Origin of the sequence: Pelomonas aquatica (assembly GCF_026712205.1) — a bacterium.
In the GTDB taxonomy this organism is placed as follows: Bacteria; Pseudomonadota; Gammaproteobacteria; order Burkholderiales; family Burkholderiaceae_C; genus Pelomonas; species Pelomonas aquatica.
In genome coordinates, this window is sequence record NZ_JAPPUW010000006.1 from 162,425 (window position 1) to 188,122 (window position 25,698).

26 protein-coding genes and 1 pseudogene are annotated in these 25,698 nt (G+C 63.6%); 10 read left to right on the plus strand and 17 right to left on the minus strand.

The annotated features are described in order from the left end of the window. Positions 1-6: 6 nt before the first annotated feature. Entirely contained in the window at positions 7-852 is an 846-nt protein-coding gene (locus NYP07_RS08315) for an alpha/beta fold hydrolase (protein ID WP_268149280.1), read from the minus strand. Positions 853-944: 92 nt separating this feature from the next. Here NYP07_RS08315 and NYP07_RS08320 point away from each other — a divergent pair, with 92 nt between their 5' ends. Next, on the plus strand, positions 945-2,006 hold the full coding sequence (locus NYP07_RS08320) for a helix-turn-helix domain-containing protein (protein ID WP_268149283.1): 1,062 nt from the start codon (positions 945-947) through the stop codon (positions 2,004-2,006). 380 nt (positions 2,007-2,386) lie between these two features. Here the strand turns inward: NYP07_RS08320 and NYP07_RS08325 are convergent, their stop codons facing one another. From NYP07_RS08325 to NYP07_RS08335, 3 genes are all read right to left on the minus strand, one after another. Further along, on the minus strand, positions 2,387-3,247 hold the full coding sequence (locus tag NYP07_RS08325) for an NYN domain-containing protein (RefSeq protein ID WP_268149285.1): 861 nt from the start codon (positions 3,245-3,247) through the stop codon (positions 2,387-2,389). Positions 3,248-3,573: 326 nt separating this feature from the next. Then, positions 3,574-3,834, minus strand: a complete 261-nt coding sequence (locus NYP07_RS08330) for a hypothetical protein (protein WP_268149286.1) — start codon at positions 3,832-3,834, stop codon at positions 3,574-3,576. Positions 3,835-3,854: 20 nt separating this feature from the next. After that, the gene (locus NYP07_RS08335) at positions 3,855-4,340 is read right to left on the minus strand and encodes a hypothetical protein (RefSeq protein WP_268149288.1); all 486 of its coding nucleotides are present in this window, start codon (positions 4,338-4,340) and stop codon (positions 3,855-3,857) included. A gap of 135 nt (positions 4,341-4,475) precedes the next feature. Between NYP07_RS08335 and NYP07_RS08340 the strand changes: the two genes are divergently transcribed. Beyond that, positions 4,476-4,832 (plus strand): helix-turn-helix domain-containing protein, encoded by a 357-nt coding sequence (locus NYP07_RS08340; protein WP_268149290.1) that lies wholly within the window; start codon positions 4,476-4,478, stop codon positions 4,830-4,832. A gap of 310 nt (positions 4,833-5,142) precedes the next feature. Here NYP07_RS08340 and NYP07_RS08345 read toward each other — a convergent pair whose 3' ends face one another. Continuing rightward, the gene (locus NYP07_RS08345; RefSeq protein WP_268149292.1) at positions 5,143-5,376 is read right to left on the minus strand and encodes a helix-turn-helix domain-containing protein; all 234 of its coding nucleotides are present in this window, start codon (positions 5,374-5,376) and stop codon (positions 5,143-5,145) included. A gap of 199 nt (positions 5,377-5,575) precedes the next feature. On the opposite strand from NYP07_RS08345, the pseudogene NYP07_RS08350 reads away from it, so the two are divergent. The 3 genes and pseudogenes from NYP07_RS08350 to NYP07_RS08360 all read left to right on the plus strand — a co-directional run. Then, positions 5,576-5,851, plus strand: a pseudogene (locus NYP07_RS08350) (Lrp/AsnC ligand binding domain-containing protein); the annotation flags it as partial. 170 nt (positions 5,852-6,021) lie between these two features. Further along, positions 6,022-6,159: a hypothetical protein gene (locus NYP07_RS08355; protein WP_268149294.1), complete on the plus strand. Its 138-nt coding sequence runs from the start codon at positions 6,022-6,024 to the stop codon at positions 6,157-6,159. Positions 6,160-6,260: 101 nt separating this feature from the next. Then, positions 6,261-6,503, plus strand: a complete 243-nt coding sequence (locus NYP07_RS08360) for a hypothetical protein (protein ID WP_268149296.1) — start codon at positions 6,261-6,263, stop codon at positions 6,501-6,503. A 19-nt stretch (positions 6,504-6,522) separates the two neighbouring features. Here NYP07_RS08360 and NYP07_RS08365 read toward each other — a convergent pair whose 3' ends face one another. The 4 genes from NYP07_RS08365 to NYP07_RS08380 form a co-directional block, all read right to left on the minus strand. Then, positions 6,523-6,993 (minus strand): hypothetical protein, encoded by a 471-nt coding sequence (locus NYP07_RS08365; RefSeq protein ID WP_268149298.1) that lies wholly within the window; start codon positions 6,991-6,993, stop codon positions 6,523-6,525. Between the two features lie 22 nt (positions 6,994-7,015). Further along, entirely contained in the window at positions 7,016-7,834 is an 819-nt protein-coding gene (locus NYP07_RS08370) for a hypothetical protein (RefSeq protein ID WP_268149300.1), read from the minus strand. A 22-nt stretch (positions 7,835-7,856) separates the two neighbouring features. Further along, a complete protein-coding gene (locus NYP07_RS08375) occupies positions 7,857-8,465 on the minus strand; it encodes a mechanosensitive ion channel family protein (RefSeq protein WP_268149302.1) in 609 nt (202 codons plus the stop codon). Positions 8,466-8,550: 85 nt separating this feature from the next. Further along, positions 8,551-10,143, minus strand: a complete 1,593-nt coding sequence (locus NYP07_RS08380; RefSeq protein WP_268149304.1) for a tetratricopeptide repeat protein — start codon at positions 10,141-10,143, stop codon at positions 8,551-8,553. 375 nt (positions 10,144-10,518) lie between these two features. Here NYP07_RS08380 and NYP07_RS08385 point away from each other — a divergent pair, with 375 nt between their 5' ends. From NYP07_RS08385 to NYP07_RS08405, 5 genes are all read left to right on the plus strand, one after another. Then, on the plus strand, positions 10,519-11,565 hold the full coding sequence (locus tag NYP07_RS08385) for a porin (protein ID WP_268149306.1): 1,047 nt from the start codon (positions 10,519-10,521) through the stop codon (positions 11,563-11,565). A gap of 63 nt (positions 11,566-11,628) precedes the next feature. Next, entirely contained in the window at positions 11,629-12,087 is a 459-nt protein-coding gene (gene flgB / locus NYP07_RS08390; protein WP_268149308.1) for a flagellar basal body rod protein FlgB, read from the plus strand. Between the two features lie 121 nt (positions 12,088-12,208). After that, on the plus strand, positions 12,209-13,240 hold the full coding sequence (locus NYP07_RS08395; RefSeq protein ID WP_268149310.1) for an ABC-three component system protein: 1,032 nt from the start codon (positions 12,209-12,211) through the stop codon (positions 13,238-13,240). After that, complete coding sequence (locus NYP07_RS08400) at positions 13,237-13,731, plus strand: ABC-three component system middle component 2 (RefSeq protein WP_268149312.1); 495 nt, start codon at positions 13,237-13,239, stop codon at positions 13,729-13,731. Before NYP07_RS08395 ends, NYP07_RS08400 begins: the two co-directional genes overlap by 4 nt. Continuing rightward, entirely contained in the window at positions 13,722-15,578 is a 1,857-nt protein-coding gene (locus NYP07_RS08405) for a hypothetical protein (RefSeq protein WP_268149314.1), read from the plus strand. The genes NYP07_RS08400 and NYP07_RS08405 overlap by 10 nt, the downstream gene beginning before the upstream one ends. Positions 15,579-15,629: 51 nt before the next feature. Here NYP07_RS08405 and NYP07_RS08410 read toward each other — a convergent pair whose 3' ends face one another. The 8 genes from NYP07_RS08410 to NYP07_RS08445 all read right to left on the minus strand — a co-directional run bounded on the left by NYP07_RS08410 (position 15,630) and on the right by NYP07_RS08445 (position 25,698). Next, positions 15,630-16,367, minus strand: coding sequence for a ZIP family metal transporter (locus NYP07_RS08410; RefSeq protein ID WP_268149316.1), 738 nt, complete (start codon positions 16,365-16,367; stop codon positions 15,630-15,632). Then, positions 16,364-16,852, minus strand: a complete 489-nt coding sequence (locus NYP07_RS08415) for a DUF6328 family protein (RefSeq protein WP_268149318.1) — start codon at positions 16,850-16,852, stop codon at positions 16,364-16,366. The genes NYP07_RS08410 and NYP07_RS08415 overlap by 4 nt, the downstream gene beginning before the upstream one ends. A 7-nt stretch (positions 16,853-16,859) precedes the next feature. Further along, positions 16,860-19,574: a heavy metal translocating P-type ATPase gene (locus tag NYP07_RS08420; protein WP_268149320.1), complete on the minus strand. Its 2,715-nt coding sequence runs from the start codon at positions 19,572-19,574 to the stop codon at positions 16,860-16,862. Between the two features lie 160 nt (positions 19,575-19,734). Beyond that, positions 19,735-20,097, minus strand: coding sequence for a cation efflux protein, CzcI family (gene czcI, locus NYP07_RS08425; RefSeq protein WP_268149322.1), 363 nt, complete (start codon positions 20,095-20,097; stop codon positions 19,735-19,737). Between the two features lie 32 nt (positions 20,098-20,129). Beyond that, positions 20,130-20,321, minus strand: coding sequence for a hypothetical protein (locus tag NYP07_RS08430; RefSeq protein ID WP_268149324.1), 192 nt, complete (start codon positions 20,319-20,321; stop codon positions 20,130-20,132). A 31-nt stretch (positions 20,322-20,352) separates the two neighbouring features. After that, positions 20,353-21,744, minus strand: a complete 1,392-nt coding sequence (locus tag NYP07_RS08435) for a heavy metal sensor histidine kinase (protein WP_268149326.1) — start codon at positions 21,742-21,744, stop codon at positions 20,353-20,355. Beyond that, positions 21,741-22,424 (minus strand): heavy metal response regulator transcription factor, encoded by a 684-nt coding sequence (locus NYP07_RS08440; protein ID WP_268149328.1) that lies wholly within the window; start codon positions 22,422-22,424, stop codon positions 21,741-21,743. Before NYP07_RS08440 ends, NYP07_RS08435 begins: the two co-directional genes overlap by 4 nt. Positions 22,425-22,521: 97 nt before the next feature. Beyond that, complete coding sequence (locus tag NYP07_RS08445; protein ID WP_268149330.1) at positions 22,522-25,698, minus strand: efflux RND transporter permease subunit; 3,177 nt, start codon at positions 25,696-25,698, stop codon at positions 22,522-22,524.

Genomic DNA, 25,698 nt, shown 5'->3' on the forward strand with positions numbered 1-25,698 from the left:
GGACGTTCATGCCGCGGCCTCCTCGAACCCGCTCGCTTGCGGGGCGGTCGTCGCGCAGGCATCGGCCGCGTAGAAGCGCAGCAGGCGCTGTGCCACCTCCTGCGGCGCCTCGGCGGGCAGCCAATGTCCGCTGTCGGGGAAGTGCTCCACCCTGGCCGCGCCGAAGCGGCCCGCATAGCGAGCCGGTATGTAGGGGTCATGGCCGGCCCACAGCACCAGCGACGGCCGGCAGGCCAGCACGCGGGACAGCTCGTCCTCCCATCCGGCGAAATTGCGCGGGTCCGCGGCACGGTACCAGCGCAGCATCGCCCGCTTCACCGAAGGCGTGATGAGGTCGTAGCTGCGATGGATCTGTTCGAGCGTCAGCTTGCGCGAGGCACGCAGCAGCTCCCGCGTGAAGCCGCGCCGGCTGGTCAGCGCCTGCACCAGTTCGCCGATGACAGGCGTGCGCCACAGGCGGCCGAACAGATGCCAGCGGTAGTCGGACGCGAAGACGGTGTTCGTGATCACCACGCTGCGCACCTTGCCCGGGTGCCGTACCGCCCAGGCCAGGCCGAACGGGCCGCCGACGTCGTGCACGACCAGGTGCAGCGGCTCGTCGATGCCGAGCGCCGCGACCAGGGCATCGACCCAGGCGGCCATGCCCGCCAACGAATAGTCGAAGTCGTCCGGCGCGCTGGATCGCCCGAAGCCCGGCAGGTCGGGCGCAATGCAGCGGTGGCGGGGGCTCAGGCTGGGAATGATCCCGCCCCACAGGTCCGAGGAGTCGGGGTTGCCGTGCAGGAACAGGATGGGCTCGCCCCGCCCTTCATCGACGAGGTGGATTTGGGTTCGGCCGACGTTCAGCGTCATGTGCAATCTCCTTCTCAGAGGTTCGACACGGTCATTGTGCGAAGCCGCCGATTTCCAGAAAATGGCACAAACAGACTGTTTACTATCAATACATGCCAAGCTCCGCCAAAGGATCGACGCACCCGTTCCGGCTGGGTCTGCTGCTGTTCCCCGGCTGCATGCCGGCAGGGCTGTTCGCGGCCAGCGACATGGTGCGCGCCTGCAATCTGCGCACGGGCCGCGTCCAGATGACCGTGACCTGGGCCGGGGCCGGGCTTGACGACGTTCCGACGCATCAAGGCCCGATCCTTGGCGTGCAATCAACCCTGGCCTCGGGCGCCTGCGATGCCTGGCTGCTGCCGGGGCTGTGGCTCACGTCGACAGACCACCTCGACGGCGCGATTCGGGAACAGAGCCATCTGGTCGAAGCGCTGCGCGCCCTGCCGGCGCGCGCAGAGGTCTGGAGCTACTGCGCCGGAGTCGCGCTGGCAGCGGCGGCCGGCCGGCTGGACGGGCATGCGGCCACCGCCACCTGGTGGCTCCAGCCGGCGCTTGCAGCGCATTTCCGGCGCGTGCATTGGCGCAGTTCCCTCGACCTCGTGATCGACCGCCACGCCGCCACGGCCGCCGGCCCCAGCGGCTACCTGCCCCTGATGCTCGACCGGCTGGCGCAACACTTTGCCGACGATGTCCTGCAGGATGTGCAGGAACTGCTGATGCTGCCCAGCCCACGCCGGCGCCATCCATCGTTTGCGCCGGTCGAATTGATGCGGCTCGCCGATCCATCGATGCGGTCGTTGCTGGCCTGGGCCCAGCGAACGCCCGCCCAGGACGCGACGCTGGCGCAAGCGGCCAGGCAGCAGAGCGTGTCGATGCGCACGCTGGCCCGGTTGATCGACCGGACCTGTGGCGTGGGCGCCGGGGAATGGCTGCGCCTGGTCAAGCTCAGCCAGGCCGCACAGGCCTTGGGCGGCACGCGCTCGCCCGTGAAGGCGATCAGCGAGGAACTGGGTTTTGGCAGCGAGGCCAGCCTGTACCGGGCGTTCCGGTCCGCGACGGGGCTGACGCCCTCCGCCTATCGGCAGGCCTTTGGCTCGACGGCGCGACAAGAGATGTCCGGCCGGTCGAGCCGACGCCGAGCAGCGTCTCGAAGAGGCCCCGTCGAAGAAGCTTGACGAGGCTCCATCACTTGCTCAGCGTTGATCCCGCGGTCGCGAATCAACCTCCGCCACTTCGCCCTCTCGGCCGCCGTGTGGGCAGTCAGGAACTGCGGGTCGCCGGGATTCGCATCCCGGCTGGCGGCCTGCAAATTCCTGCGCAGCCAGATGGATGGGGCGATTCGCCGGAGTCCCGAACGTCCACGAACAATCCAGGACTTGGACTTGGCCTGCCCGGAGGGACTCGAACGCTTATATTAGGGAAAACGGCTCAGACACAGGTGTGTGTGTGACTGCCGCACGATGGAAGTAAGCTTGATTGCAAATGTGCACTTAGTTGCACATTACATGCCACTCACCGCATCAGCCGAAAGCGCGATCCGACGCTGACCCAGGCTTCAGGCAGCGAGTTGTCGCCAGTCCAGCGACGCCGCCTGAGGTCCAAAGATTTGACGCGCGTGCATCTCGAAATAGCGCTTGCCCAACGCCAGATCCCGGTTCCGAACGGTGAAGTACTGCCCGCTGGCGTTGGGATGCACAGTCTTGATGTTGAACAGGCCGGAAGTTTGCTCGTGCCACACCTTCGCGAACGGACCGGCTTGTCCGTGGCCTTGTTCCACCCAAACGCCGTCCTGGGGTGCCCCCGCCAGGTCGAAGCTGCGGGTCGGCATTCCATGGCTGCGCTGGAAGTCTTCAGTGGCGGCTGCATAAAGGCGATCGACGTCCAAGGGCGTTGCGTCATCCGCGAAATGCATCAAATCCGTCGAGGTGTGGCGCTCTGGGTAGAGCAACTCCACGTACATCCCTTCTCGAACCACAGCCTCCAGCAGCGGAGCGAAGTCCTGGTCGCCGGACAGGAACGTGAGCCGGTGCATATTCCTACGGTACGTATGCGTCAACATGTCGACGGCGATCAGGATGTCGACCTCCTTTTGCTCCTGACCAACCCGCTTGCGGTGTTTGGCAAGTCCCTGGCTCACGTGCCAACCGGCGATTGCCCGAAGCTCGTTGAACAAGGCTTCCTTGGCATCGCGCTTTTGCTTGTATGCCTCATCCGTGTCGGCCTGCGTCCTTGCGGGGAGGCAGTCATAGAAGAAGACCTTCTGGCAGGTGCCTTGGAGCTTGCGGTAGTCGATGTCGATGGGCTTCTTGAACCAATCGTTGCCGACCTCCTCGACCGTGCGGCGCAATTGCTCACCGTCGATGAACAGGTATTGCACTTCCTTCGGACCAGCGTAGCCACCGTACATGCCGCTCATCACCCCTCCCTAGCGAATCTCCGACCGCTTAGTGGGCGGATGGTAGAACGACCGACTCGCCCACCAACGCCATCGCTCGCGAGGCGGCTGACGTTTACCGCCGCAACCTTGCCTCCTGGCCACGCCGCACGCGGGCGCTGTACCTGCGCTCGCCGCGGCGGCCCTGCGGCTTCGGGGTGATTTCAACTCGACCGTAAACGGCCTGGATCCAAACGCGCTGTCCCAGCCGCCACGGAGAAATTGCATTGGGCACGACGAGCACCTGAGCGCCATGTTGGCGCAGCTCGAACGCCGTCACGATAGAGGGCGGTGGCCGGCGCGTCGTTCTATGGAACACCGGGGGCCTGTCCAAGCGGCAATTCTTCAATGCTGCCGTCCCCCAGCCAGATGCGGATGGCGTTGCTGATGGTCTCGGACATGCGCTCTTGCCCATCGATCACCCAGTAGATGTCACACCCGTTGAACATCAGGCGGCCCTGGCCTGGCTCAATGAGCTCATCGTATTGCTCACGGCCGTTGAAGAACCCCAGCATGATCACTTTTCGGATCTCGAAGTAGCGCTTGGTCCCCATGGCGTCGAGGCTCATGGCTGGGTCTTCGCCGGGCGTCACGTACGGCCGGAACCTGCCCGGCGTGGGCGAAGAACCCTCGGTTGGCTCGCCGGTAGCCGCAAGAGCAGCTCACAGCCGGCACCGCCCACAGGCGCCTTGCCGCGAACGCCGGCGTCGAACTTTTCGCCAGCGACATCGGTCAGCGTGATGAAGGTGCCGGCGTCGTTGACGTCCTGCCAGACCTCCGTGATCTGCCGAGAGGACCACTGGCCCGTCGGTGAAGCCCAGGCCGGCATCATGGCGACGAGGCCCCGCACGCGGCTCGCGTCGATCGATCGGATGGCGTCAGCCAGGTCGGTGTCCCAGGCGATGCACAAGGTGTAGCTCATCCGTACCGGGTCAGCTTCGGCCTCGACATGATCCAGCGTGAGCAGGAACCAGGGCATGTGCAGCGTCATCACAACTGCGCGCCAGTGCTTGCTGCCCGGTCCAGCCAGCCCTTCAGGCACCTGAAATTCGTATTGGGGAAGCGAATGGAACATCGGACTGTTGCCGTGAACAGCGGGGCGTTCTGCGGCCGGATTGTTGACCTGGGAGCAATTCTTGGAGACCCGGTTCCGTATGCAGATTCTTGATATGAAGCCGCGTCAGATAGGGTATGAGGCTGCGAGAAATCCATGGCCAAGACCCTTCACAGCCGTCACAACAAGATCTTTCTGGACAAGCTGCGGAAGCTGCGGGAGTCGCGCAACCTCCGCCAGGCCGACTTGGCACTGCTCCTCGGACGTACGCAAAGCGCCGTCAGCCATGTCGAAAGTGGTCAGACACGCCTGGACATCATCGGCCTGCGCGATTGGCTGGAAGCGCTGGACTACGGCTTCCTGCGGTTCCTCAAGGAACTTGACGCGGAGCTGCGCCGCCTGGACGCGCTGCGCCTGCGACCGAAGGCGGGGAAGGCTCGCAAGCGCGCGTCGCGTCCAGCGCTTTCACGGGTCAGCCTGCTGTTTCAAGCTGGCCCGCTGACCGACAAATGATGGCCTGCCTCGAGCGGTTGGGCGCTCTATGACTACGCCGGAAGAGCGAAGACGCAATCTGATATGGGGTCGGTAGATGCTGGAGGAGCTCTCCAGCGACGCCAGCGTCTCCAATTCGTGGCGCCGGGAGGCGGCGCGGTTGCTGGCTATCTACCCGTCACTGGCATCCCTGCAGCAATTCGATGCTGGTGATCTTGCTGAGCTTGAACCCTACGCCGTCGTGCTGTCGGCCTTGCCGCGAGTCCAGCCTGTTCCGAGCAGCGCAGGTACAGCCTCAAGGTGGTTCTGAGGCACTTCTACTGACGAGGGTCTACAGCAGGCTAGGCAGCTGGTGGCGCTGGATGCGATCGTCGAGCTTCTTGACGAAGGACTCGAGGGTGGTTCCGCAGGCATGGGTCCATAGCGCCAGCTCAAAGACATCGACACGGCGACGGCCAGACTCGCAGCGGCTGACGATGTCCTGGCCGATCTGCATACGTTCAGCCAGCTCCATCTGGCTGATGCCTGCGATTTCCCTGAGGGCGTTCAGCTCCTCGAGGAACAACTTGTACTTCTCACTGTGGAGCGGGTGTCTCATCCTGCGGCGGCTGCGAGCGCAACCAAGCAGGATCAGAGGGAAGTCGAATTATGGGAAAACGCCATAATTTGAAGCCGTCGGTGGCGAAGTCATCCGATCCGCGATGGCCATCAGTTCATCGCTACGGCGGGCGCACGTGATGCCGACGCGGCGGTGGTACGCCGACAAGATCAACGCCGCCGTGACGGTGTTCGTCAGCATCCGAACGAAGAGCCACTCGGACAACTGGTTCCAGAACTTCCGCGGGACCGTCGAGGCGATCCCAGAGATCGTCGAGTTCTATAGGATGAGCGGCGACGTTGACTACCTGCTGCGGGTGGTCGTGCCGGACATCAAGAGCTACGACGCCGTGTACAAGAAGCTGATCCGCGCGGCCGACTTCATGGACGTCAGCTCCAGCTTCGCCATGGAAGAGCTGAAGTTCACGACGACGATGCCCCTGACCGTTGGGGAGTCGAACCGTGAGAACGTGAACCTGCAGGTTGGATCCACTCCCAGGTCGCTGTGGGTCCTGCTCCGCGTCAGGAATCGCATCCAGCTCCTTGGAGAGGCTCAAGAGGCGATGTGCCGAAGCGGACCACATGGCGATCATGAGGTAGGTCTGCGCGATCCATGCTCGTACACCTGACTTCCGCCATCAATGCATTCAAGGGCTTGCTCGAAAGCGCCGACAAACATCGCGCCGGCGCCGTTTTCATGCTGGCTGCAGGACTGCTGGCGCTGGCCGCCATTTGGCTCCTCCGCCATTGATGCCGCATGTTCCCCGCCTACATGGGAACGCGGAGCCGATGCGATGGACGCAAGCTGCGCCGCTGGTACCTTGACCTTCTACTTATTTCGTCGAGAAAGCCATGAACAGTCACACCGCCAGCCCAGCTCCAGCACCTGGTGACCACCAGAAATCCCCGGTTCAGCTTCCGACCGAGCCCGACAGGCCCGTCGACGTACCGCTCACGCCCCAGCCCGAGGACAGTCCAGGTCATGCCAATGCCAAAGCGAAGCCAGACCGGCGCGCGCAGAGCATCGAGGATCCCGAGGCCGACGGCAGCGACCGGTCGAGCAAGACCGAGTCGCCGCGCGGATCGGGGCCGTGAAGGCTTCAGCGAGCGCTCATCAGTGAACGCGGGACATCACCATGTACACAGTCGTGCCGCTGATCGCCGCGCCAAGGAGCGCACCGAGTGCTCCGCTGATGAGGGTCGGGATCCACCAGTTCTCCGTGAGAGCGTCTGCCTCCGCTTTGATGGCCTGCACAGCGGCATGAGTCTCTGTCGTCAGCTCCACGAGCGCAGCCTTTGATTGCTGCTCTGCCAGAGCCAACTGTTGCCCAATGCGTGCGCTCGCGCCGTTCAACGCAGTATTGAACTTCTCCCCTACACCCTTCTCAATGTCGGCACCCAGATTCGCCTGACCGGCGATGAGCGTCTTCGCGGTACTCGCGACCAACGCTGCAGCGGCATTCACGCGGCCAACCGCGCCTTCGGCCGTTTCCTGGATGGACTGCGCGTGCTCGATTACGTCGGCGACGATCGGGACTAAATCATCCAGGGTCTTCGGAGATTTCTTATCAGGTTCTGATGACATGTGATCTTAGGGGTCGTTTATTTCAGGCTGGTCTGCAGGGGGGAGACCAATCTTTTTCCGTTGCGTTGGTGTCAGGGCCCGAGGTCGATTTCCTGGTCGCGGGACCTCTGGAGCCCCTGGGTGACTTCGCGAACGGGTCTTGGCGCCGATTCAGCTCCGCCTTGACGGCTTGTGAAAACGGCCCACGCCTCGCCTGCTCGGTCGCGAACTCCCTTTCACGCGCGCGCAGCCTGGCACGTAGCAGCCTGCAAGTGGACTTGAGGTCCGTGATGTTCTCCAGCGGCAGGTAGACCAAACCACCGCCACTCTTGATGCCCACCAGCAGCCCGGAGGTCTGGTAGCCATCAAGGCAACCGAACAGCGTGATCAAGCGGAGGTACAGATCCATTTCGCGCTGATGCGGCGCGCCCCCATGCGCGTCAGCAGCGACTTGAGCAGCGAAATCCTCGAGCGAGATGCCGCCGCCCTCCTCCAAGTCCAGGTAGGGCCGGACCTTGATCTGGAACTCCTGGTTGTCGAGTTGGTTGACCAAGAACTCTCCGCTCTCGACGAACCAGTGAGCTCTCATGGAAGCCGCGCGAAGTTCGCGGTCCCGGCTAGTTGCACCTCGGTACGTGGCCAGCTTGACCTTCTCCTTTTTCAAGTTGGCACCGCGCCGTTTGAACTCAATGAGTCGCCAGGAACCGGGAAACTGCAACATGACGTCGCCGAGCACCTTGTCGAGCGGGGTCTGCTGCAGCAGGTTGACGCAGGCATCGACCTGTCTTGGCTTGTTGCCCATGACGAGCCCGAGGCCGAAGAGGAAGTTGCCGATGATGATGTTCTCGAATGGCGACAGCATGTCGTTCCTCCCTGCCCTTCGGCTACGGGCCTCCTTGTTGATCCACGGCCACTTGCGCCACGGCTGTCCCGTGCCAGCGACGCACCGCCCGTTGGAAGAACAGGCTGTTGGGAAGCTGCAGCGTGGTGCCATTCTGCAGGTCACCGCTCTCGAGGAGCGTGGTGTAGACCGGGTTGATGTCAACGACGCGGCCCTTCATGCCAGGCTTGTCGCCGGCATCAAGCAGTTCGACGGTGTCGCCGATGCGGAATGACCGGGTGGTGTAAATAAGCAGCGTGCAAAAGAGATTCGACAACACGCTCCAGGCGGCGAAGAAAGCAACCGCACCTACGGTCGCGAAGCCCGTGAACGCCGTCCACAGCACCGCGCCAGAGACTCCCATCCGCTCAAGGGCCCACAGAAGCGCACCGACGTACACCAGCGCGCCAACCACGCGCAGGAACAGCGAGGCCATATTCACTGGAAGCCCGTATTTGCCGGTGATGCGGTCGATCAGCTTGTGTGCCAGGCGCATCAGCAGCCAGGCACCGAGGCCGATCATCACGACCTCAGCCGCGGGAACCAGGATGTCGAGCCAGTCAGCTGCCCAGTTGGGCAGCCAATCGTGCAGGGCTTGAATGAGTTTTCTCATGAAGGTCGTCGTCGAGCTTGGTCGAGTGATCGCAGGCGAAGTTTTACCTACGACACCATCCCACCCGGGCAGCGCTTGAGCGCGATCAGTTTGCCCCTTGCGACGCTTCTGTCCCGCCATCTGGCAACGCCAACGCCTCGTCGAGCTCCACCTTCGCCAGTCGGGCCCAGCGGCCGCCTCCTCGCAGTGCGTCCAGATCACTGGAGCGCGCCCTGGCAAAGAACATGGACTCCGCAAGCCCATAGGCCTGCAACACCTGCTTCACCCGCACCATCCGGTGCCGAAGGTCGAAGTCCTGGAATTCGGCCCCACGCACGCCTCCCCCAGCCACCTGAGCAACAACCCGTCGCAGGCTTTCCTGGACCACATCCGAGATTGCAGGCACCGCTCTAGGTGCGGAAAGCTTGGCGTGACGGATGAAGGGGTTTCGACCGACCAGAAGTCCCCAAGGACGATGAGCACCCACCAGGTCCACTGTCATCGCCTCAAGCTTCGTGAGGCCGAAATGCCTGGCCACCTCCAACCGAAGCGCGAGCCCCGGATTCGCTTGCGCGATAGCCTCCAACGCCTGGCCGGCATCAACGTCGCGCCCATCGACCGGCAGCACGAACGTGCACAGCAACCGATGGGCCAGATCGTCGCCGGCCTGTGCCGCCTCGAAGAGCCAGTGCATCCCCTGCTCGACGTCACGCAGCGATCCCGATGCGCGCAGGATGGTCGCTCCCAGTCGACGCTGGGCAACGACCGCGCCATGGGCAGCTGCCTTTTCAAGGCAGAACCGCGCCATCGGCGGGTTGGCCACCGAACCATTGTGATTTGAATGGATTTCGTAAAGGCGCGTCCAAGCCTCCAAGTGTCCGCCGTCAGCGGCACGCATCAGCAGCGCGGAGGCTTTGCGGAAGTTCAGGCCACCGACCAGCGACTCCCATCGCAAGGAGCCAACATCGTGACCGCTCAGCGCGTGCCCCAGCATCAGTGCAGCGCTGCCGCTACCGCGTGCGACGCAGTCATCCAGTAGAACTTCGATGGCCCGGCGATCAACGGAGATGGGAATCGGCGCAAGCGTGCTGGTGTAGTTCAGCGCTTCAAGGACCTTGTCGGCCAGAACGGGCTCCGGCGCTGCGTCCGACTCCAAGCCGAGCGCCAATGCACGGAACAGGACGTGCGGCTCGCCACGCATCAACGCACGATCCATCGCGAACGTCAGCAGGTCGGTCCAGCCAATGCCAGGCAGCGCCTTGAGCACACGAAGACGCGATATGACCCGCCCTTCTGACAAGTCTTCGGGCGAATAGCTCGTCAGCACCTTTCTGGCTGTGGCGTCGCCGCCAGCGGCTGCGCTGCGAAACCATGGCATGCCCTCGTCGGCGTCGACAGCCGTGAGGGAAAGCCAGATCGCCAGTTTCAGCTGCGCTGTTGATCTGCCCGCGCGCGCCGCTGCTTGTAGCGTCGCCAGACGACCGTGTGCGGCGATCTCATACAGGTCCAGAGATTCGACGACCAGCTGCTGGGTGTCATCGGCACGAACCGCTTCAGCTTGCTGAAGGTACTCGAGGCCAAGGGGTACGTGGCGCGGAAAGCCATTCGCGCCTTGCAGGTACTTCCGGGCCGCCTCCAAGCACGCCGCGATGTCACCACGCCGCGCCCTCGAAATCAGCTGAGCATCTGGTCTTCTCATCCGCGCCCTCTTCGCAGTGGCTCATCGCCAAAGCCATCTCTCGATCAACAGCGGCGCTGTACGCCCTGTACCAACATGCAAGCGTAGAAACTTGGCCATGACCGATATCAGTCCAACGGATTACGGTTTTGTCAGGTTGGTACGCCGTTCGCGGGCGCGACTCGGCCATGACAGTTGTGTGAATCGAAAGCGCCGATTTCACGCAAGCACCCCCTGTCAACTTGAAGGCACAGCAACGATGTCTTTGCGGTACCGCGCGCCAGCACGGGCCTATGCAAAGTGGCGAAGTCATGGAATTCCCTAGGCGCCTTCCCTAGCCTGCAGAGCGCTGGGGGCGATCCAGCTCCCCCGGTATCTACTGAATAGGAGAAGTACATGAAGAAGCCAGTCCTCTTGGCCTTGGCATGCAGCGCGATGGCGGGTACCGCCTTCGCACAATCCTCGTCGGTCACGCTGTTCGGCGTCGCCGATGCGGCAGTCCGTCAGGTGAAGAACGGCAGCGCAGGCACGGTCAAGGGCGTCACTTCCGGCGCCAACACGACCAGCCGCCTGGGCGTCCGTGGCGTTGAACAACTCGGTGGCGGTATGTCCGCCGGCTTCCATCTGGAATCGGGTGTCGAGCTCGACACCGGCAGTGCCAACGCCAGCAAGTTCTGGAACCGCCGCTCCACTGTCAGCCTGATGGGTGAATTCGGTGAAGTCCGCCTCGGCCGCGACACCACGCCGACCTACAACAACGCGCTCAACGACGAGTTCGGCATCGTGGGCGTCGGCTCTCGCGGCGTGTTCGTCTACGGCTCCAGCGCAGTGCTGGGCAGCGGCGCAACCACCGCGCAACGTACTGACAACGGCGTCAGCTACTTCCTGCCCAAGAACCTGGGTGGCTGGTTCGGCCAGGTGCACGTCGCCGCTGGCGAAGGCGTGGTCGGCAACAAGTACACCGGCGGTCGCGTCGGCTTCGAGAACAGCACGTTCCTGGTCGGCGGTGCCATCGGCCAGACCGACGTGGGCAGCACCCAGCCGAAGTTCAAGAACTACAACCTGCTGTTCAACTACAAGTCGCCCTGGGGCACGCTGCATACCCTGTTCGACGTGAAGAAGTGGGGCCCACGCAAGGCGCAGGAGCTGTCCATCGGCGCGACCGTGCCGGTCACCCAGGCTGGCTCGATCCGCCTGGGCTACACGAGCGTGAACCGCTCGGGTGGCGCAGCTGGCTCCGGCTACGCCGACGCCGATGACAGCACCCGCGTGGCGCTGGGCTATGTGCATGAGATGTCCAAGCGGACCGCTCTCTACGGCACCTACGCCACGATCAGCAACAAGGGCGCAGCGCGCAGCTCCGTGCTGTACACGACGCCGACCGGCATGCGCGGTGGAGAGAACTCTTCCGGCATGGAAGTCGGCGTGCGCCACAGCTTCTGATCCACACGGCAACTTCAAGGGTGAGCGCTGCGGCGCTCGCCCTTTTTCGCGCAGGAGGTGTACATGTCCAACGCGCTCCGTCCGACGCCAAGCACCGGTGCCCCCACCACCGCGACCGATGACGACTGGAAGGCCACTGCGCTGATCTTCAGAGGTCAGCGCCAGGCGCTGATCGCGAGCAACATCGCCAACGCTGACACGCCCAAATACCAGGCCCGTGACATCAGCTTCTCGGCGGCGCTCGAAGAAGCGAGCCGGGTCCGACCGGCCGCACAGCCCGCACCAATCGCCACCACGGCGCCCGGCCACCTCGCGCCAACACTGGTCGCGCCGCGCAACACGCTGCAGTTTGCCGAGTACGCGCTTCCGTCCCAGACAAGCCTCGATGGCAACACAGTCGACATAGACCGCGAGCGAGCGTCTTTCGCACAGAATTCCATCCTTCACCAGCTCGCCGTGGCGTCCCTGGATGACGAGCTGAAGGAGTTCAAGATGGCCATCGCCGACCCTCGTCGGGCATGACGCTGTGCGGGCTAGCCCGCAGCCGACGCGCACATGGCGTCGCGCACAATCCCGCGCGAGGGACGGTTCCGAATCCATGCCACCAAAACCAGGAACGCCGCGTTCGCCACGCAAAAACCAGTTGGTCGCCAAAGGCGGTGTCATCCTGCCATCGGCGCAAGTTCTCCTGCTGAACCCTGATCAGTGGGAAGACTTCATCCTGGCCGCAGCGCGGCAGCGCATCCATGCCGGTGGCGTCCGGTACCAGGAAGTCAAACGCCTCGGCGGCGCTGGCGACGGCGGCCGCGACATCGAGGCTCGGTATGGCCACACGTTGGTACGTGACGGCTGGGACCTGTACCAGGCCAAACACTACGCGTCCGGCCTGAAGCCCAGCGAGGCCTTCCCGGAGATGGCCAAGTTTTTCAAGCAGATTGCGAAGGGGACTTACTCCCGCCCCAAGCACTACTACTTCTGCTGCCCGCGCGCCGTCGGCAACGAGCTCCACAACACGATGGCTGCGGGCGCCGCCGCATTCAAGGCCAAGTTCCTTGCCGCGTGGAAGGGCGAGAACACGGGCATGCAAGGCATGGCCCTCGATCTGACGCCGGCCGTCCAGGCGGCCGTCGATGATTTCGACTTCGACAATTTCATCGAGCTGCCGGTTCATGACCTGCTTGCCTGGCATGAACTCGACCGTGCCGCACACCATGAGATGTTCGGCATCGTGCCCCAGCGCGGCGACGATGATCCTGTTCCGGCCAAACCGGATGGGCGCGAAACCGTGTACGTCGGCGAACTCCTGCGTGTCTACAGCGAGCACAAGACTGGGCCTATCACCCTGGCCGACCTGCCTGGCAGCGACTACGAGGAACACTTCGAATCGCAGCGGCAGACCTTCTACTGCGCCGAGGGCCTCCAGCGATTCAGCCGGGATATCTACCCCACTGAGCAGGAGTTCGAGCGGCTCTTGGACATGGTCCACGCCGGCATCAGGCCCACTGTCGCGCAACTGAAGCTCAAGAACGGCATGGACCGGGTCGACGCGGCCGTCGAGAAGGCATCGACGCTCCAGGTCCAGGAGAGCCGCCTGTCGCCCCAGCTTCGCGGGGGTGACCTGCCCGGCACCTGCCACCACCTCGCAAATGGCGGTAGGCTCAAGTGGGTCAAATGAAGAAGCCTAAGCCCCTCGCAGCCTTCAATTCGCCGTTCGAACTGGGCGTTCGGATGGTGTACCTGCTGAACTCGCTGCAGCCGGCCGGCGCCGACTTGCAGAAGCTCGTGCTGCTCGACTACGCGGTCGTGTATTCGGACGACCTCGGCGGCCCTCCGAGCCTGCACACGCCCGTTCCGTACCGCGGCAGCGAATACCTGAGCCGCCGCGACCTCATCGCGCAAAGCCTGTACCTGATGAGCACCCGCGGTCTGGTCGCTGTGGCCATGGATGAGACCGGCATCACGTACTTCGCTGGCGATACCGCCAGAACCATGGTTGGGGCGCTGACGGCACCCTATCTGCGTGAATTGGAAGGCCGGTGCCGCTGGGCGGCGGCGACCTTCGCCACGCTCAGCTCGCGAGACATGACCGATAAATTTGCGCAGCAAGGTCACCTGTGGGGTGCCGAGTTTGAAGATGCCGGTGCGCGAGGTTTGGCATGGCAATAACGCTGGCACGGCTCGCCGCACACGGTCCCGGTCTGGTGCCCGCCATCGTTGCGTTCGACGACCACCGCACGCTCATCCGTGGACCCAGCGATACGGGCAAGTCGCACATCTGGGACTGCCTCTGGTTCCTGCTGGGTGGCACAGCCGCGCCCGAGCAGTTCCCAGAGTCTGAAGGCTACGACTCGCTGGAGCTTGTCTTCCTGCACGGCGAGCACGAGTACGTGGTGCGCAAGGGGTTCGCTGGCGGCCCGGCCCGTGTGTTCGTACGGTTGGAGGATCGGTGGGTAGAGGACGGTGCGGCCAATCCGCTGGAAGATCTCACCCAGGATGTTGGTGAACTGCTGGTCAAGCTGTCGGGCGCCGAGGGCAAGAAGGTGCTGCACAAACGCAGCAAGAAGGGCGCGGTCACCGGTGACGACCTGAGGCACTGGTCGCTGGTGTCCCAGCCCAGCATGATCACCAAGGACCCGACCAAGGGCAAAGGCCATGGCACGGACAAGCGCGTGGCATCCTTCTCGCTCTTCCTGAGCGGCCTCGATGACACCGCGATCGAGCTTTACAAGAGCAGCGCGCTGAAGGATCAGGCCAAGGGCAAGCTGGCGATCGCCGAGGCAGAACTGGCTCGAGTCAAGGGTCTGATCCCAGCTGACACTGACCGCGCAGCAGCCGTCGCGGCGCTTGCGCGCGTCGACGAGCGCCTCGAGATGTTCGGCACGCAGCTGCAAGCTCGCTCTTCGGTCCTGAAGGAACTGCGACAGCGGATCTCCGCCGAGGGTGAAGCGCTTGCAAACGCCTCGACGCAACTGGCCAGCGCGACATCGATGCGCGAGCGTTTCGCGTTGCTGGACTTGAAGTACTCCAGCGACCTCGCCAGGCTCGGCGCTACTGACGAAGGCATCGCCTTCTTCCAGGCTTTGCCTGAAACGCCCTGCCCGCTTTGCGGCACGCCGGTCGAGCAACACGTCGGTCCGGACAGCCTGAAGCCGCGTGCGCCGGCGAAGTATCGCGACGCCATCGCCGCGGAGGCGCAGAAGATCCGCGACCTGCGTCGCGGGCTTCAGCCTTCCCTGGATCATGAGAAAGCCCGGATCGCGACCGCCACTGCTGAGGTGCAACGACTGTCAGCATCGCTGAAATCGTTGGAAGAGCAGGAAACGCTTGTTCTGCGTACCGCGGGGCAGGAATTTGATGCTGACCCGCGCGAGCTTGCCGAGTCCCACACCAGGCTGTCCGCCCTGATCGACGCATTCGACGACGCCAAACGGCTGGAAGGCGACATCGCCCTACTCCAGGAGGAGACGAAGCAGAAGCGGACCGCACTTGTTCGCAACGTCGGCACTCACGGCGATGCCGTCGGCGCGCTGGCCTGCCAGATGCTCAACGACTGGGGCTTCACGTCGATCAAGACAGTCCACGTGGATGCTGTCGCGTGCGACCTGGTCATCGATGGCCGCCGGCGGCTCAGCTATGGCGCAGGCAAGCGCGGCATCTTCCACTCGGCGCTGAGCATCGCGCTAATGCAGCATGCGCTCAAGGAAGGCCACCCTCACCTCGGCGTGGTCGTGCTGGATTCGCCGTTGAAGGCATATGCGCAGAAGGAGTCGGCTGATACCGACCGGGATATTCCGATGGCAACGGTCAATGCCAGCTTCTACGCCTGGCTGTCGCGCTTCAACGGCCCGGGGCAGGTCATCGTGCTGGAGAACGAGGCTGTGGATGCCGCCACGGCTCGCGCGCTGAATGCAATTGAGTTCACCGACGACCACACCCGCGGACGTCAAGGGCTCTATCCGCCCAGGCAGGTCACCGGTCAAGCAGCGCCCAAGCCGGCGGACGACAGCATCTAGTCGTTGGTGGCGCCGACCATCCAGGTCGACTCTTCGACCTTCGGCGCGGCGTCACACCATCATTTCGATCATCAACAGCGCCAGGAAGCCTACGAAGAACATCGACGTCAGCAACGGCGTCTCATCGACTTCATGCGCCTCGGTCAGCAGTTCCTCCGTGACCAGATCCAGCAGCGCCGCGACGCCGAACGACAGCACGCCATCCAGCAGATTGGCACTGGCGCTGGCCAGGAAGTAGGCTCCGATCCCCGCGCCTGCCATCAACAGCACCGCAAATGTGATCGTGGTCGCCAACACCAGGCGCCGCGCGTTCGGTCCGCGCATTGCTGCTGCGGTCGCCACGCCGAGGAACAGCACCTCCAGGGTCATCGCAATCGTGATCAGAAGTCCCTGTCGCTCGCCCGCTGCAAAGCTCACGCCGATCAGGAGCCCGTCCAGCGCAATGTCCAGCGCCGAGGCCAGCAACAAACTCGTCGGGAGTGCCAGCGGCGTTGCCTTCTCTTCACGTTCCTCCAGCCGACGCGCGAACGCCTTGAGCAGGAGCATCGCGATCACGCCGAGTGCGAAGCCGCCCAGCGTCACCCATGGAAGCCTGCGGTGCACCACATCCGGCAACAGCTCGGTCGCCAGCGCCGCGAACAACACGCCGGCGGCGATGTGCTGGACGGCGCTCTGCACCTTGGGGCCCGGCGTGCGGATCGCATCGGCCAGCCCGCCAACCACCACCGCAACTGCCGGCACCGCAGCAAACGTCATGACGCCGGCCAGGGAAATGGGCTGTGCAGTCATGCAGCCTGCCTCCGGTTCCAGGTCAGCGGCACCAGCAACCACATTGCGCCGATCAGCGCGCCGATGGCGGCAGCTGCCACGTTGCCGACCATATGGCCGAGCACCTCAGAAAGCACAAACTGTGTTGCCAGCACCAGCGCGATCGCCAGGAAGGCTGCACCGACCAGCATCTGTCGGCTCGCCCTGGCCTTGAAGTTCGCCCGCTGACGCAGAGGTCGCATCAAGCGGTGCTGAACGGCCGGCGCCGTGAAGAGCACCAGCGCCGCAACAGACAGCAGGAATGTGGCCAGGAAGACGTTCTTCTCGGCCTGCACGATGTTGCGGAAGCCAGGCGCGAACGGCACCGCGATCAGGAATGCGGACAGCAGCTGAGCCGTAGGAAGCAGCACCCGCAGCTCACCCAACATGTCTGTCAGGTCGCCGTCATCGTCATCCAGGGATTCGTCCGTCGGCGAGCGCTGGCGTTGCGGATCAGGCATCGTCATGGCCGCCTCACGCCTTCAGCTCAGCAGGCTTCGCCGCCTCAGCCACCTTCGTGCTCTTGTCAAACGGCTTGTATGCCAGCAGTCTCAGCGCGTTGAAGACCACCAGCAGTGTCGATCCTTCATGGAAGATGACTGCGGTACCGATGCTCAGGCCCATGATCGTCGACGGGATCAGCACCGCCACCACGCCCAGGCTCACCCACAGGTTCTGCTTGATCACGCGGCTCGTGCTTCGCGAGAGACCCACCGCGAAGGGCAACTGCGCCAGATCGTCAGCCATGAGCGCGACGTCTGCGGTTTCCAACGCTACGTCGGAGCCAGCAGCACCCATCGCGATGCCGACCGTCGCGTTGGCCATGGCCGGCGCGTCATTGACGCCATCGCCCACCATCGCCACCTTCCCGTGTTCGGTGCGCAGCTTCTTGATCTCCTCGACCTTCTGCTCGGGCATGAGGTCGCCACGCGCCTCGGTCAGACCCACCGTCTGTGCGACCGCCTCCGCCACCTTCTGGTTGTCGCCGGAGATCATGATCAAGCGCTCGATGCCGAGCTTGCGCAGCTCCGCCATGACTTCGCCGGCGACCGGACGCGGGGTGTCCATCACCCCGATGACACCGAGGAACTGGCTGCCCTTGCGCACGATCATCGTCGTGCGGCCGTCAGCCACGAGCTTTTTGTTCGCCTCGTCGACGGCCGCAGGGACCTTCGAGTCGGGCAATTCGGTGAACAACACCGGCTTGCCAATATGCACGGTGTCCCCCCCGAGCTGCGCCTGCACGCCGCGGCCGGTGATGCTCTTCACGTCGGAGGCCTGCACGAGATTTGCTTTGTCACCCAGACGCTCCTTGGCTCCGGTGACGATGGCCGCTGCCAACGGGTGATCGCTGTGCTCTTCGACGGCCAGCGCGACCGCGAGCAGCTCCTCTTCCGGGACACCTTGAGCTGGCACCACATCGATCAACTTCGGCTTGCCCTCTGTCAGCGTGCCCGTCTTGTCGAAAGCGATCGACGTGAGCGTGCCCAGGTTCTCCAGCGGCCCGCCACCCTTGACCAGCACGCCGCCGCGCGCCGCACGTGCCACGCCACTCAGCACCGCGCTAGGAACTGAAATCGCCAGCGCGCATGGACTCGCCGCCACCAGCACAGCCATCGCGCGGTAGAACGTCTGTGAGAACGGCTCGTCGATGACGAAGCCTGCACAGAGCAGCAACCCGACGAGTGCGAGCACGGACGGCACGAAGATGCGCTCGAACTTCTCGGTGAACTGCTGGGTTGGCGACCTCTGGGCTTCGGCCTCCGTCACCATCTTGATGACGCGCGCCATCGTCGACTGGTCCGACTTGCGCGCGACCATCACGTCCATCGCGCCAGCGCCATTGATGGTGCCGGCGAAGACACGGTTCTCAGCCGCGACGCGCTCGAAGTTGCCAATCGCCGCCTTGCCATCCTCAACCGGTCGCTTGTCTACGGGGACGCTCTCTCCCGTGACCGGCGCCTGGTTGACGCTAGAGGTTCCAACGACGACCACGCCGTCTGCGGGCAGCCGCTCGTTGGGCTTCACGACGACGACATCGCCTACCTGGAGTTGCTCGAGCGGCACCACTTCAGTCTTGGAGTCGCGACGCACGGTTGCCGTGTCCGGCGCCAGTTTGGCGAGCGCCTCGATCGCGCGCCGAGCACGGCCCATCGCGTAGTGCTCCAGCGAGTGGCCCAGGCTGAACAGGAACAGCAGCAGCGCGCCTTCACCCCACGAACCAAGGGCTGCGGCACCAGCTGCGGCCACCAGCATCAAGGTGTCGATCTCAAATCGCTTCGCGCGGAGGTTCTCGATGGCCTCCCTCACTGTATAGAAACCACCAAAGAAGTAAGAGACGACGTAACACGCTGTGGGCAGCCACTCGGGACTGGTGCCGGCGCGGCCAAACAGCCAGCCGGCCAGCAAGAACGCTCCTGACAGGAAAGCAAAGATCAGCTCGGTCTTCTCCCCGAACAGACCGCCGTGCTCATGGCTGTGTTCTCCGCCCTTCTCGCCGTTGTCGTGGGAATGACCGGCATGGCCCTTCTCATCGTGCTTGTGCGGCCGGCCCTTGCCTTCGTCCCTGTGATCGTGACTGGCCTTTGGGTCGTGATCATGGTCGCTGTGGTCGTGCCCGGCGTGCTCGTCGTTGGCCGCGTTTGGATCCTTCGCGGTCGCTTGGGAAGACCCAACCGTCGCGGCAGCCACGGGCTGAAAGTTTTGCCCTGGTGCGAACACCTTTGACGCACCAATTCCTTTGTCGGTCGTGATGTCCAGTGACGTCAGACGCTGGTGGAGTTTCGCCTCATCGATCCGTGTGCGGTCGAGCTCGATTCGCACCACGCCACCAGGCGAAACGTCCGCCTCGATGACACCGTCCAAAGTTCTGAGCTGCTCCGCCACGCGTTGCGCAAACCGCGCATGCATGGGTAGATTGACCCGCCCCAGAATGTGCGAGAAGCGGTCGGTGAGGCTTAGTCCTTCGGAAGTGATCAGCTCTCGGAGCCGGCCCAATGAGATCACGTTCGGGTCGTAGTGCACGCATAACTGGGGCCTGCCTTCAGGGACGCCCGTGACGTGCGCCTCGTCGATACCCGGTCGGCCAACCAGTTTGTCCTGCAGCCGTTTCACGCAGGGATCGTCGGTGCCGTGGATACCGGGAAGCACCAAAGGGAGGTCAAGCCGTAGCTTCTGGGATTCGCTCATGGGCGGCTTCGCTTTCTTGCAGTGCGGCGGCCAGCCCTTTAGAGAGGTGGTCTGGCTGCCTGTTGGTCAGACCTGCCTCGGCCAACGGCCGCGAGGTCCATCTGCTGCGCCGGGTAGAAACCTCCGGCGGCCTGCCCGTCGCCTTGGCGTCGGACTTAGATCAAGTCAGCTCAGCCCATTTAGGGCGCTCGATGGAAGGCACCAACAGTCTGGAATGGTCCCGCCGTACGGTCGGCACCTCGTGTGCGACCTGGTCTGCGCTCAGCAGGAACTGCGTTTCTGAGACGAAGGTCACGCAGCTCATGTGGCAGGCGATGCAGTCGGCGTCATCGCCACCGACCTGCTCGGTCTTCTCGACCGATGCATCGGCTGCCTTGCCGGCTTTGCCGGCGTGCTTGTGCGCGTGGTGTCCGAAGTGGCTCACGTCGACACCTTGCTCGTGCTGACAGTAGCCCGCGGCTGCGCCCCAGACAAACTGGAAAGGCAGCACCGCGAGCAAGAAGATCAGTAGAGCTTTTCGCACCAAATAATCCTAGCAGTGGCAGCTGTAGGAGGTCACCGCTTTTGACGCGCCCGCCGACGCTGCTCTCTGCGCTGTTCCCTACGCTGCTCCTTCTTCACCCTGTCTTGGCGCAGAAAGTAGATGAGCATCACCAGGGAAATGATGATCACGGCGATGGAGCCACCAAAGATATAGGTCGCCATGGCCGGATGGCGCTCTCGCAGGTGTTCGAAGAAGGTCAGCATGGCTGGCTCCTATCGACGGATGCGGCCCGACTCATGACACCCTCCGGGAAGTCCTTGACGTCGCAGCATCCTTGCCGTCCGACGCACCTGGGTCTTCCAGCGTGAAGCAGATGTACGTCCCGTTTTCCGATGAAGTTGCAGTGGCGGTGCCCCCGTGCATACGAGCGATCGCTGCGACGATAGACAAGCCCAACCCATGGTTTCGATCTGCATTGGTACGAGAGGGATCGACGCGGTAGAACCGATCAAACAGCCGCGGAAGGTGCTCTGCCAGGATGGCCGGCCCGTCGTTGTGGACCCCAATCGAAACATGGCGCACATCGGAGCGGGCGATACGCACCTCGATCAGTGAACCTGGCGTTGCGTAGCGGCAAGCATTGCTCAGTAGATTCGAGACTGCCCGGCGCACAAGCCCTGTGTCCACGGCAGCGCGCGCATCTCCCAGGATTTCGACCCGAAGATCCGCTTCCTCAAGCACGACGTCGTAGTAGTCCGCGACTTCCGCGGCAAGGTCCGCCAAGCTCATTGGCAACGAGCGACGCGCCGGCGTACCACGCTCGGCATGCGAAAGGAACAGCATGTCCGCCACGATGGTTGCGATCCGGCGCAGCTCTTCCAGGTTGGACGCCAGGGTGTCGTGAAGCTCGGCCGCAGTGCGTGGGCGCCGTAGGGCGACCTCGCAGCTCCCGATCAAGATGGACAGCGGATTGTTCAGCTCGTGCGCAACGTCCGCATTGAAGGCTTCCATCTGCTGGTAAGCCATCTGCAGCCTGTCGAGTAGCGCGTTGAACTGCAGCAGCAGCGACTGCACCTCCTCCGGTTGCCCAGTGGCGTCCAGCCGCTGATCCAGCCGGCTTGCGTCCAGCTCGGAGGTACGCCGTGCCAGCGCGTTGAGTGGCGCTAGGCCTCGCTTGACCAGCACGAAGCCGGTGGCGGACACCGCGAACGTGCCAACGAGCGCAGCGGTCAGAAGCGTCCACCACAGCCGGCTCAGCAGTGACTCGTCCTTGCTGACGTCGTAGATCAGCTCTGCCTGCCCTGCCCCACCCAGTTCCTGAGGAAGCTGGACGGGGAAGCTCAGCCGCTTGCTCATTGATTCCAGGCGTTTGGGATTGTCCTTCTCGAATACCGCAGCATGGTTCTGCTGTCGGACCACCAACGACAGATCGTCGTGGCCGGCCAGGAAATCACTCATCAGGTGTTTGATGCCCGGGATGTCATGGACCTCTTGACCTTCCTTGAGCAGCCGCTCGACAGCGGTGCGCTTCTTCAGGAGCATGTCGTCCTGGCGGCCCGCTAACGTCAGCGCGATGACGAGATAAACCGCGCCGCAGACCAGGCTCAGGCCGAGCAGGGTCTGAAGCGCAAACTGCCGTGAGAGTCGAGCCCGAAGGCTCGTGGCGGCATTGGCTGGCGCGCTCATGGCCGGTCCTCCATCACGTAGCCCATGCCCCTCACGGTGTGCAGCAACGGCTTGTCGAACGGCTGGTCTAGCTTCGACCGCAGACGGCGAACGGCCACCTCGACCACGTTCGTCTCGCTGTCAAAGTTCATGTCCCAGACCTGTGCGGCGATCTCCGTGCGCGACAGGACGTGTCCCTTGCGTCGGAGCAACAGAATGACCAAGCTGAACTCCTTGGGCGTCAACTCCAGGCGATGTCCAGCTCGCATTGCCTTGCGGCGCACCGTGTCGACCTCGAGATCGCCTAGGCGCAGCACCAGCGATTCAGCGTCGGCTCGCATACCGCTTCCCCGGCGCAGCAGCACCTGGACACGGGCAACCAACTCAGAAAACGCAAACGGCTTGATCAGATAGTCGTCCGCCCCTGCTTGCAGACCGCGCACCCGGTCCTCGATCTGGCCCCGAGCCGTCAGCATCAGAACCGGAACCGACCGCGTATGGCGCAGCGCCGAGAGGACCGCCATCCCGTCGATGCCCGGAAGCATCCAATCGAGGATGACGAGGTCGTACTCGTTCACGGACGCCATGTGGAGTCCGTCGACACCGGTGTGGGCCACCTCGACTTGGTAACCCTCCTCGGTGAGTCCTTTGCGCAGGTAAGCGGCCGCCTTGACTTCGTCTTCGACGACCAGGATCTTCATGAGACCCCGCAGCCTTGCGGCCACCCTCCGATCAGGAGGCCCTGGGCCGCGGTGAAACGGCCTTTCAGCCGCCGCACCGCGAAGTGCGACTGTGCGTTCATGCAATCACCTCCTGGGCAGGCTTGGTGGGAGGAGACTCCTCCGCATCCTCGTCCTTGCGGTGGGCGATTCGGTAGAGCACCGGCAGCACCAGCAGCGTGAGCGCCGTCGACGACAGGATGCCGCCGATAACGACCGTGGCCAGCGGACGCTGAACCTCGGCACCCGTACCCGTGGCGATGGCCATGGGCACGAAACCCAGCGACGCGACCAGCGCAGTCATCAACACGGGCCGCAATCGGGTGATTGCGCCTTCGAAGATGGCATCGTCAAGGCTCTTCCCTGACTCGCGCAGGTTGCGGATGAACGAGATCATCACCAGTCCGTTGAGCACTGCCACGCCGGATAGCGCGATGAAGCCCACAGCCGCTGATATGGACATCGGAATGTCCCGCAGCCACAGCGCCACGATGCCGCCCGTCAGCGCGAACGGGATGCCTGTGAACACCAGAAGGCCGTCCTTGGCATTGCCGAACATGACGAACAGCAGCGTGAAGACCAGCATCAGCGACACGGGCACCACGACCTTCAGTCGGTTGGTGGCAGATTGCAGGTTTTCGAACTGGCCGCCCCAGACCATCCAGTAGCCGGTCGGCAACTTCACCTGTTGCTGGATCGCCTGTTCAGCCTCGGCAACGAACGAGCCGATATCGCGGCCGCGGACGTTGGAGCTGACCACCACGCGGCGTTTGCCGTTCTCACGGCTCACCTGGTTGGGTCCAGGCGACAACGACAGCTCAGCAACTTCGCTCAACGGTATGAACTTACGGGCTGCGCTGTTGGCGCCGGCCGGCAGTGGCACCGGCAGCCGCTTGATGGCCTCCAGATCGGAGCGCACGTTCTCGGGCACGCGCACGATGATGTCGAATCGACGGTCGCCCTCAAACATCGTGCCGCCTTCCTTGCCGCCGACCGCGGTCGCCAGCGTGTCCTGCACGTCTTGCACGTTCAGGCCATAGCGTGCCGTCTTCTCGCGGTCGATCTGGACACTCAACATCGGCAGACCGGTGGTTTGCTCGATGTTCACTTCGGTCGAGCCAGAGATGCCCTTGAGAACCGCCGCAATCTTGCCAGCAGCCTCGTTCATCACGTCCATGTCGTCACCGAAGACCTTGACGGCCACGTCCGAACGCACGCCCGAGATCAGCTCGTTGAACCGCAGCTGGATCGGCTGCGAGAACTCGTAGTTCTGACCCGGGAGCTTTTCGACGTCTGCCTTCACCAGCGCTGCCAGCTCGTCGCGAGTCTTGCGCGGCTCGGGCCACTCGGACTGCGGCTTGAGCATGACGTACGCATCCGAGATGTTCGGCGGCATCGGGTCGGACGCGATCTCAGCGGTGCCAGTGCGGGCGAAGACGCGCTCGATCTCCGGGTACTTGTTCTTCAGCGTGGTCTCGAGCTGCTGCTGCATCGCCACGGACTGCGACAGGCTGGTGCCCGGGATACGCAGCGTTTGGATGGAGAAGTCTCCTTCGTTCAGGCTGGGCACGAATTCGCTACCCATGCGCGTCGCCAGCAGACCGGACAGCAGTACTGTGACGACCGCGATCGTGATGACCAAGGGCTTGGCATTCATCACACGAACCAGTGCCGGCTCGTAGGCGCGGCGCGCCCAACCCATCAGGAAGTTTTCCTTCTCGGAAACCTTCTTGCCGATGAACAGCGCGACGGCTGCAGGCACGAACGTCATCGACAGGATCATGGCGCCAACGAGCGCGATCACGACCGTGAACGCCATCGGGTGGAACATCTTGCCTTCGACACCCGCCAGCGCAAAGATCGGCAGGTACACGATCATGATGATCAGCTGTCCGAAGAGCAGCGGACGGCGTGCTTCCTGTGATGCCAGGAACACCTCGTGGAAGCGTTCCGACTGTGTCAGCGGCCTCCCCTTGTGCTCCTGCGCGTGCGCCAGCCGCCTGACGCAGTTCTCGACGATCACGACGGCGCCGTCGATGATGATGCCGAAGTCGAGCGCACCCAGACTCATCAAGTTCGCGCTGACTTTCTGGTTCACCATGCCCGTGAAGGTGAAGAGCATGGACAGCGGGATCACCATCGCGGTCAGGATGGCCGCGCGGATGTTGCCCAGGAACAGGAAGAGGATGACGATCACGAGGATCGCGCCTTCCAGCAGGTTCTTCTTGACGGTGCCTATCGCCTTGTCGACGAGGGTCGTGCGGTCGTAGACCGTCACTGCATGCACACCAGCCGGCAGGTTCTTGTTGATCTCCTCCATCTTCTTGTCGACGGCCTGGGACACGGTGCGGCTGTTCTCGCCGATCAGCATGAACACCGTGCCGAGCACGACTTCCTTGCCGTTGTCGGTCGCAGCGCCCGTGCGCAGTTCGCGGCCTAGCTCGACCGTGGCCACATCCTTGATGCGGACCGGAACGCTGCCTTCGTTGCGCAGCACCACGTTGCCGATGTCAGCGATCGAGCGGACCTGCCCCGGCGCGCGGATCAGGTACTGCTCGCCGCGTCGCTCGATGTAGCCCGCGCCGACGTTCGCGTTGTTGCGTTCGAGGGCGTTGACGACATCGGCCAGCGTGATGCCGTATGAGGCCAGCCGGCTTGGATCCGGCGCGACGTGGTATTCCTTGGCGAAACCACCGATGGTGTTGATCTCGGTGACGCCAGTGACGTTGCGCAATTGCGGCTTGATGACCCAGTCCTGGATCTCGCGCAGATCGGTGGGGGTGTACGGCTCACCGTTGGGCTTCTTCGCGCCGGGCTTGGTCTCCACCGTCCACAGGTAGATCTCACCAAGACCGGTAGAGATCGGACCAATGTTGGGCTCGACACCTGCCGGCATCTGGCCTCGCGCGCTCTGGATCCGCTCGTTGACGAGCTGGCGCGCGAAGTAGATATCGGTGCCGTCCTTGAAGATGACGGTGACCTGGGACAGGCCGTAGCGAGACAGCGAGCGGGTCTGCTCCAGCCCCGGCAGGCCAGCCATGACCGTCTCGATTGGGTACGTCACGCGCTGCTCGGTTTCGAGTGGCGAGTAGCCGGGAGCCTTGGTGTTGATCTGGACCTGGACGTTGGTGATGTCCGGCACGGCGTCGATGGGCAGCTTCTGGTAGCTGAAGACACCCAGCGCGGCCATGCCGAATACCGCCAGCATGACAAGCCATCGATGCTCGATGGCAAAACGGATGATGCGTTCAAACAT